Here is a 7017-nt window from a genome sequence, read left to right as displayed (position 1 = left end):
GATGCCACTGTCCAGCGTCGAGGCCGAGGGCCACCCCGCCCCCATCGAGGCGCTGGAAGAGGAAGGTCTTGAGGTGCACGGTGAATTCGACGCGCCGGGTGGGCTCAGCGGCTTCGCCGCCAGCCATCGCGGACAGCCGATGACCATCTTCGTCACCGAGGATGGCGAGCACGCCATCGTCGGCAATCTGATCGACGCCGACGCCAACAATCTGTCGGAGGCGCCGCTGGAGCGCCTGGTACGCGGCCCCCAGGACGAGACCACCTGGCAGAGCCTTGAGGACAGCGCCTGGATCGCCGACGGCGATCCCGACGCCGAGCGCATCGTCTATGTGTTCACCGATCCCAACTGCCCCTACTGCACCCGCCTGTGGCAGCAGAGCCGGCCCTTCGTCGAAAGCGGCCAGGTCCAGCTCCGCCACGTGATGGTCGGCATCCTCGACCCCGAGAGTCCGCGTCAGGCAGTCACGATGCTGGCCGCCGATGACCCTCAGGCCGCCCTCCGCGCCCATGAGAGCGGCGATCCGATTGAGCCCATGCGCCAACTGCCCAGAGACCTGGAGCAGCGCCTGCAGAGCAACCATGAACTGTTTCGCAGCTTCGGCATGGTGGCGACCCCGGGCATCGTCTATCGCAACGATGGCAGGCTCGAGATGAGCCAAGGCCTGCCCAGCGAAGAACTGTTCCATACCATCATGGGGCCGGAGCCCAACTGACAGGGTTGATCAAGGCGCTGGCCTTCTGTGCCAGCCCGTTGCCGGCTTTATACGAAAAGTCGACGAGCGATGGTTAGACAAGGCAAAAATCGGTGAGAAAGCGCAGTTTACGTGGTGTAAATGAGCATTTTGACCTGATTTTTAACGCCGTATTACCGAGCGCAGGCACTTTTCGTTAAAGCCTTAGACATCCCCGGCGTTATCGGCCTCTACCGCGCTGTAAAGTTGTTCGGGCAGGTCCGGCAAGGCCGCCCGCACACGGTTCCAGCTCGGGATAAAGGGCTTCTCCCTGGGGTTGTCGAGAAAGGCGTTACCGGCCTCGATCAGATTGGCGGCAAACAGCTCCACCGCCTGCTCCTCGGCGTGACGGTCCAGGCTCAGCCCGTTCATGGTGGCGTCGTGGTCGTAGGCCTCGATCAGATCGAGGGCCAGGCGATAGTAGGTGGCCTTGAGGGTACGAAAGCCTTCCGACGAGAAACCCACACCCTGGGTGGCCAGCTTACGATAGAGCGCCTTGGCGATATCCAGGCTCATGCGGTTGAGCCCGGTGGCCGCGTCATCGGCGGACACCGGTTGATGCTTGTGGTCGTAGACGTCGGCGATATCCACCTGACACAGCCGATTGGTGGAGTGGTCGCGGTGGACCTCGGACAGCACCCCGATCTCCAGCCCCCAGTCGGCGGGGATACGGATGTTGTCCAGCACCTCGGTACGCATCGAGAACTCCCCCGACAGCGGGTAGCGATAGCTGTCCAGGTAGTCCAGGTAAGGCAAGGGCCCGTGCATGATCTTTAGCGCCCGCAGCAGCGGGGTCACCATCAGCCGGGAGACCCGGCCGTTGAGCTTGCCCTCGGCGATACGCGGGTAGTAGCCCTTGCAGAAGGCGTAGTTGAAGCGTGGGTGGGCCACCGGATACATCAGCCGTGCCAGCAGGCCGCGGTCGTAGGTCAGGATATCGCAGTCATGCAGCCCCACCGCGGCGGTGCGCCCGGATGCCTGCACATAGCCCGCACAGAACCACACATTGCGGCCCTTGCCCGGCTGCTGTGGCGCCAGGCCTTCCTCGGCCAGCTGCGCGTCCAGCGCGCTCAGGCGCGGGCCGTCATTCCACAGGATGCGATGGTGCTGGGGCAGGCGCGAAAAGAACTCGCGTGCCCGCAGAAACTGGTCCCGGTCGGCACGATCGAGGCCGATCACGATCTCCGACAGATAGCTCGCCTGGGCCAGGGACTCGACGATGGCGTCCAGCGCCGGTCCTTCCAGCTCCGAGTACAATGACGGCAGGATCAGCCCGAGCGGGCGCTGGCGGCCGAAGCGCTCCAGATCCGCCTCCAGGTCTTCGACCTTGCGCCGGGTCAGGTTGTGAAAGTCGGTGATGATGCCGTTCTGGTGGAAATCGCTCATGCCTCACCCTCCTCGCCCAGCTTGTGATGATCCTTGTCGTCGGCGCCGCCGGCATCGGTGCTGCCGGCCTCAGCGCTGCTGGCAGGCTCCGCCGCGTCCTGCTCTCCCCAGAAGTGCGCAACCCCCTCGGCCCAGCCCCTGGGGCCCAGCGCCTCGCTGCGATACAAGCGCGGCTGGCACGGGGACACGTCGAGGCCATGGCGGGCACGAATCACCACCGCCGCATCGGTGGCCTCGAGCATGGCGACATCGTTGGGGCCATCGCCCAGCGACAGGGTCTCGGGGCGTCGGCCCTTGAGCGCCTCGAAGCGGGCGCACAGCCATTGCACCGCCTGGCCCTTGTCGGTGTCGCCGAGCACGTGCCAGAAGCGCCCGCCCCTCGTCATGCGCAGGCCGTCACTGGCCAGGCCCTCGCGAAAGCGCTGCAGCAGCGCTTCGTCGTCTTCCCACAACAGCGGCTCGCTGCCCTCGCGCAGGCGTGCCAGGCGAGCCTCCTGTTCATCCAGACCGGTGAAGGCCACCACGTCCTCCAGCGCCATCTCGCTCATGGTCAGAAAGCGCGCGGACAGCCGCTCACGCCAGATCGCCACCCGCCGGCGAATCAGCCCGATATCCACCCCGAGGGTGCGGATCACCAGGCCATCCGGGCCCGGCTGTCCCTCACGTCGGGCGTGACACCAGCTGGGGGGCAGCGCAATCACCGCGCCGTTCTCGGCGATAAAGGGGCGATCGGCGAGGCCGAGCTGCTGGCGCAGCCCGAGCAGTTCACTGCGGGTCTTGCTGGTCACCGGGATCGCCGCAACGCCGGCCTCACGCAGGGCATCGAGCCAGGGCTCGGCGGGCTTCCAGCCGTAGTCATGGTGGTCGAGCAGCGAGCCATCCAGGTCGGTGAACAGCAGCCTGGGCCCGTCGAAGGCACCGATTCGGGGAGTCGTGCTGGCGTGCATGGTGGGACCTTCGCATCAAAAGGGTTCACCGAGATACAAAGCAAGGGCTGCGCCAGCGCTCAACAGAGCAACGGGAAAACAAGCAGATGAAGGGAATGTAGACGTCAGCGCAACGAGGCCCCGTCAGGTCCGGGGCGGACGCGGCCGTGCCCGGTGCAGGATAAGGCACCACAATGGTGCATCGACAGCCGACGCCCCGCTGCAAGCACACAGCCCCAGAACGACGACACCCCCGAGAGCGGAGCTCTCGGGGGTGTCTTTGGTGGCCTGAGCGGCGGGTCACCCCGCCGGGCACTCAGCCGTAGACCGGCAGACGGGTGCAGACTTCTTCCACCTTGGCCTTGACCTCGGCCTCGATGGCCTCGGTGGACTCGCCCTTGGCCATGACGTCGAGGATGTCGCAGATCCAGCCAGCCAGATCACCGCACTCGCTCTCGCCGAAACCACGGGTGGTGACCGCCGGGGTGCCGATACGCAGGCCAGAGGTCACGAAGGGGCTCTGCGGATCACCGGGCACGGCGTTCTTGTTGACGGTGATGTGGGCACGACCCAGGGCCGCGTCCGCGTCCTTGCCGGTCAGGCCCTGCTTGATCAGCGACAGCAGGAAGAGGTGATCCTCGGTGCCGCCGGAGACCACGTCGTAGCCACGCTCGATAAATACCTTGGCCATGGTCTGGGCGTTCTTGACCACCTGCTGCTGGTAGGTCTTGAACTCGGGCGCCATGGCCTCCTTGAAGCAGATCGCCTTGGCCGCGATGACGTGCTCGAGCGGGCCGCCCTGGCCACCGGGGAAGACCGCAGACTGCAGCTTCTTCTCGATGTCGGCGTCGTTCTCGGCGGACAGGATCAGGCCACCACGGGGACCGCGCAGGGTCTTGTGGGTGGTGGTGGTGACCACATGGGCGTGGGGCAGCGGATTCGGGTAGACACCGGCGGCAACCAGGCCGGCCACGTGGGCCATGTCCACCAGCAGGAAGGCACCCACCTCGTCGGCGATCTCGCGGAAGCGTGCCCAGTCGATGATCTGCGAGTAGGCGGAGAAACCGGCGATGATCATCTTCGGCTGGTGCTCGCGGGCCAGGCGGGCCACCTCGTCGTAGTCGATGCGGCCGGACTCGTCGATGCCGTACTGCACGGCATTGTAGTGCTTGCCGGAGAAGTTCGGGCGGGCGCCGTGGGTCAGGTGACCGCCGGCGTCGAGGCTCATGCCCAGCACGGTGTCACCGGGCTTGACCAGGGCCTGGAAGACCGCGCCGTTGGCCTGGGAGCCTGAGTGCGGCTGGACGTTGGCGTAGCTCGCGCCAAACAGCTCCTTGGCATAGTCGATGGCCAACTGCTCGACCACGTCGACGTACTCGCAGCCACCGTAGTAACGCTTGCCGGGATAGCCTTCCGCGTACTTGTTGGTCAGCTGGCTACCCTGGGCTTCCATCACCCGGGGGCTGGCGTAGTTTTCGGAGGCAATCAGCTCGATGTGAGCCTCCTGACGGGCGACTTCCTTCTGCATCGCATCGAACAGGGCATCATCGAAACCGGCAATCTGCATATCACGGCTGAACATCGGCGGCATAACCTCGCAGCGGGGGATTCAAGGGGCAATCGCGAAAAGCGGGCCGCCATCATAGCGCAGCCCATGACCGCTTTCACATGAAAGACCGTCATGGGCTGCTGCATGATTTCTCATCTTGGCTTCAGTCAGACTGAAGCGTGGCCCACCGGGCGCTCTTTTCCAGGCTCAGCCCGAAACGCCGGCGGGCGCCACGACCCTTCGGCCAAGCCCTAGTCCATCGTGACTTCCATGGACAACGCCTGGGGCAGCCCCAGCGGGTCCTGGGCCAGCTTCTGGAGCTGTCGGCTGGGTGGCAGGCTGAGGTCGATTGACATCTCGCTGGCCTCGCCGGCCATCATCTGCACCAGCCCCGTGAGCACCGCGCCGATCTGCGGTCCCATCATGATGCCGAAGCCTTCGGACTGGGTCCTGAGCTGTTCGAGCAGGGCGTCTTCGGACACCCCCTGGGTCGCTGCCACCACCGGTGCGATACGCCCGAACACGCCCAGATCGCTGAGACTGAGCGAGACGTCGCCGCCCTGGGTGTCCAGCTCGGTCCAGTCCTCGAGGCCGGCAAAGTAGGCCGCAGGGTCCTGGCCCTTGGGCAGGTTTACCGGCAGGTCACTGTCGAAGCCGAGGCGGAAGGCATCGGCTGCGGTCATCTCGAAACGGCTGGCCACCTGGCCATTGGCACCGCTGGCCTCCCAGGTACCGTCCATGTCGGCGTCCAGGGTGAGCTGTCCGGAGCCATCGGTCAGCACGTTGCTGACCAGACGTAGCTGGGTGCGCTCGTCCACCGGCGCCAGCTCGATCATCCTGGCCAGATCCACCGTCAGGTTGTCCATGCGCCCGCTGTACTCGCCGTCGTTCATGTCGCCGTCGGCCACCAGATGCTCAAGGCTTGCCACCAGGCGATCGGTGGCGATCTCCAGGTCCTCGAGCTCGAGGGCGTCCACCGTGGGCGCGTCGCTCGCAAGCCCCTTGAGGCCGGTCAGACTGAGTGACGGCAGCGAGAAGGTTCCGGCCCCGAGCTCCTCGAAGTTGTCGCTGGAGCCGCTCATCCCGGTCAGGGTCAGGCTGCCGATGGCATCGGCGCTGACGTCGCTGGCGCCCAGGCTCTGGATCTCGATGCGGCCGGGATAGTCGCCCCAGGGAAGGTCCGCCCCCACCTTGCCCTGGCGCTGATCCATCACCAGTCCTTCCAGGCTAATCCCGGCCAGCGGGTTGTCTTCATCCCAGGGCAGATCACGCAGATCGAGCACCGGCTGGCCGGGCTCCTCGAACACCAGCCGCTCGAGCAGCATGCTGGCGCCCCGGTCGACCAGCTCGATGTCCTCGAGCACCACTTCTTCCGGTGCGTCGTAGTCGCCCTCGACCAGGTAGCGCGCGATGGTCAGGCGTTCGCCGTTGTCGCCGGTCAGGGTCAGGTTCTCGGCACTGGTGGTGCTGCCGAGCAGCTCATCGGATACCTCGCCGATCTCGAGGGTACCTTCGCGCTCCAGGGCCGCACGCAGGTCAGCCTCGAGACGTTCGGCGTCGGCCTGGGCGACGCTCGCCCCCAGAGAAAGCAGCGCCACGAAAGGGACGGCGTGGCGGGAAGACAGACGGCACTTCATGAACTTTCACCTCCGGTGTGAAAATAGAACCTGGCAAACACCAACGATCTTTGCCGATACGGCAGTTATGTCAGCCTTCACTGTAGCGCCTGAACGAATCCGTCGACAGGCCTTCAGCAGTGTTAACAGGACATCGGTCACTCAATCCAGAGGCAGGCGCGCCGACAACCGCCGACTCACCTCCTCGATCACCGCCAGGCGCGCCCGACGCTTGTCGTTGGCGTCGATCAGCACCCACTCGCCGCCAGGGGCATGTGTTTCCGCGAACATCTCGTCGATGGCCTGCTGGTAGTCGTCCCAGCGCTCGCGGTTGCGCCAATCCTCGTCGGTGAGCTTGTGCCGCTTGTGAGGGGTCTCGGCCCGGGCTTCGAAACGCTCGAGCTGCTCGTCCTTGTCGATGGCCAGGAACAGCTTGACCAGCACGGTGCCGTGCTCGAGCAGGCGCGCCTCGAACTGGCGAATCTCTTCAAAGCCGCGTCGCCAGTCCCGCTCGTCGGCGAGGCCTTCGACCCGTTCCACCAGCACCCGGCCATACCAGGAGCGGTCGAAGATCGCCACCCGGCCATCGCGGGGCAGACGATGCCAGAAGCGCCACTGCCACGGGTGCAGGCGCTCCTCCTCGGTGGGCGCAGCGATCTGATGCACACGGTACTGACGTGCATCCATTGCCGAGGTCAGGCGATGGATGCCGCCGCCCTTGCCGGCAGCGTCATGGCCCTCGAATACCACCACCAACGGCACTCCCTGGCGCGCGGCACTGCGCGCCAGCTGGGCCAGCCTGGCCTG

5 protein-coding genes and 1 pseudogene are annotated in these 7017 nt (G+C 65.7%); 1 reads left to right on the top strand and 5 read right to left on the bottom strand.

Annotation, left to right across the window (positions count from 1 at the left end):
* Window positions 1–715, top strand: a 715-nt coding sequence (gene dsbG / locus RBB39_RS22460) for a thiol:disulfide interchange protein DsbG (RefSeq protein WP_306169428.1), incomplete at its 5' end; no start/stop codon positions are given.
* A 183-nt stretch (window positions 716–898) separates the two neighbouring features.
* On the opposite strand, the gene RBB39_RS22455 is transcribed toward dsbG, so the two are convergent.
* From RBB39_RS22455 to RBB39_RS22435, 5 genes and pseudogenes are all read right to left on the bottom strand, one after another.
* Window positions 899–2119 (bottom strand): glycosyl transferase, encoded by a 1221-nt coding sequence (locus RBB39_RS22455; RefSeq protein WP_045991048.1) that lies wholly within the window; start codon window positions 2117–2119, stop codon window positions 899–901.
* Window positions 2116–3066, bottom strand: a complete 951-nt coding sequence (locus RBB39_RS22450; RefSeq protein ID WP_071211076.1) for a mannosyl-3-phosphoglycerate phosphatase — start codon at window positions 3064–3066, stop codon at window positions 2116–2118. The genes RBB39_RS22455 and RBB39_RS22450 overlap by 4 nt, the downstream gene beginning before the upstream one ends.
* Before the next feature lie 295 nt (window positions 3067–3361).
* Window positions 3362–4627: a serine hydroxymethyltransferase gene (gene glyA, locus RBB39_RS22445; RefSeq protein WP_045991047.1), complete on the bottom strand. Its 1266-nt coding sequence runs from the start codon at window positions 4625–4627 to the stop codon at window positions 3362–3364.
* A 218-nt stretch (window positions 4628–4845) separates the two neighbouring features.
* Entirely contained in the window at window positions 4846–6231 is a 1386-nt protein-coding gene (locus RBB39_RS22440; RefSeq protein ID WP_045991046.1) for a hypothetical protein, read from the bottom strand.
* 141 nt (window positions 6232–6372) lie between these two features.
* Window positions 6373–7017: pseudogene (locus RBB39_RS22435) on the bottom strand (hypothetical protein); the annotation flags it as partial.

Source organism: Halomonas sp. MMSF_3323 (assembly GCF_030733595.1).
Classification (GTDB): domain Bacteria; phylum Pseudomonadota; class Gammaproteobacteria; order Pseudomonadales; family Halomonadaceae; genus Halomonas; species Halomonas litopenaei.
Note: the sequence above shows the minus strand (reverse complement) of the source record. Positions and strands in the feature narration are given on the sequence as shown.

Excerpts from the sequence above, each read along its gene's own strand:
- RBB39_RS22455 (WP_045991048.1), bottom strand. The coding sequence starts at position 2,119 with ATGAGCGATTTCCACCAGAACGGCATCATCACCGACTTTCACAACCTG.
- RBB39_RS22450 (WP_071211076.1), bottom strand. The coding sequence starts at position 3,066 with ATGCACGCCAGCACGACTCCCCGAATCGGTGCCTTCGACGGGCCCAGG.
- glyA (WP_045991047.1), bottom strand. The coding sequence starts at position 4,627 with ATGTTCAGCCGTGATATGCAGATTGCCGGTTTCGATGATGCCCTGTTC.
- RBB39_RS22440 (WP_045991046.1), bottom strand. The coding sequence starts at position 6,231 with ATGAAGTGCCGTCTGTCTTCCCGCCACGCCGTCCCTTTCGTGGCGCTG.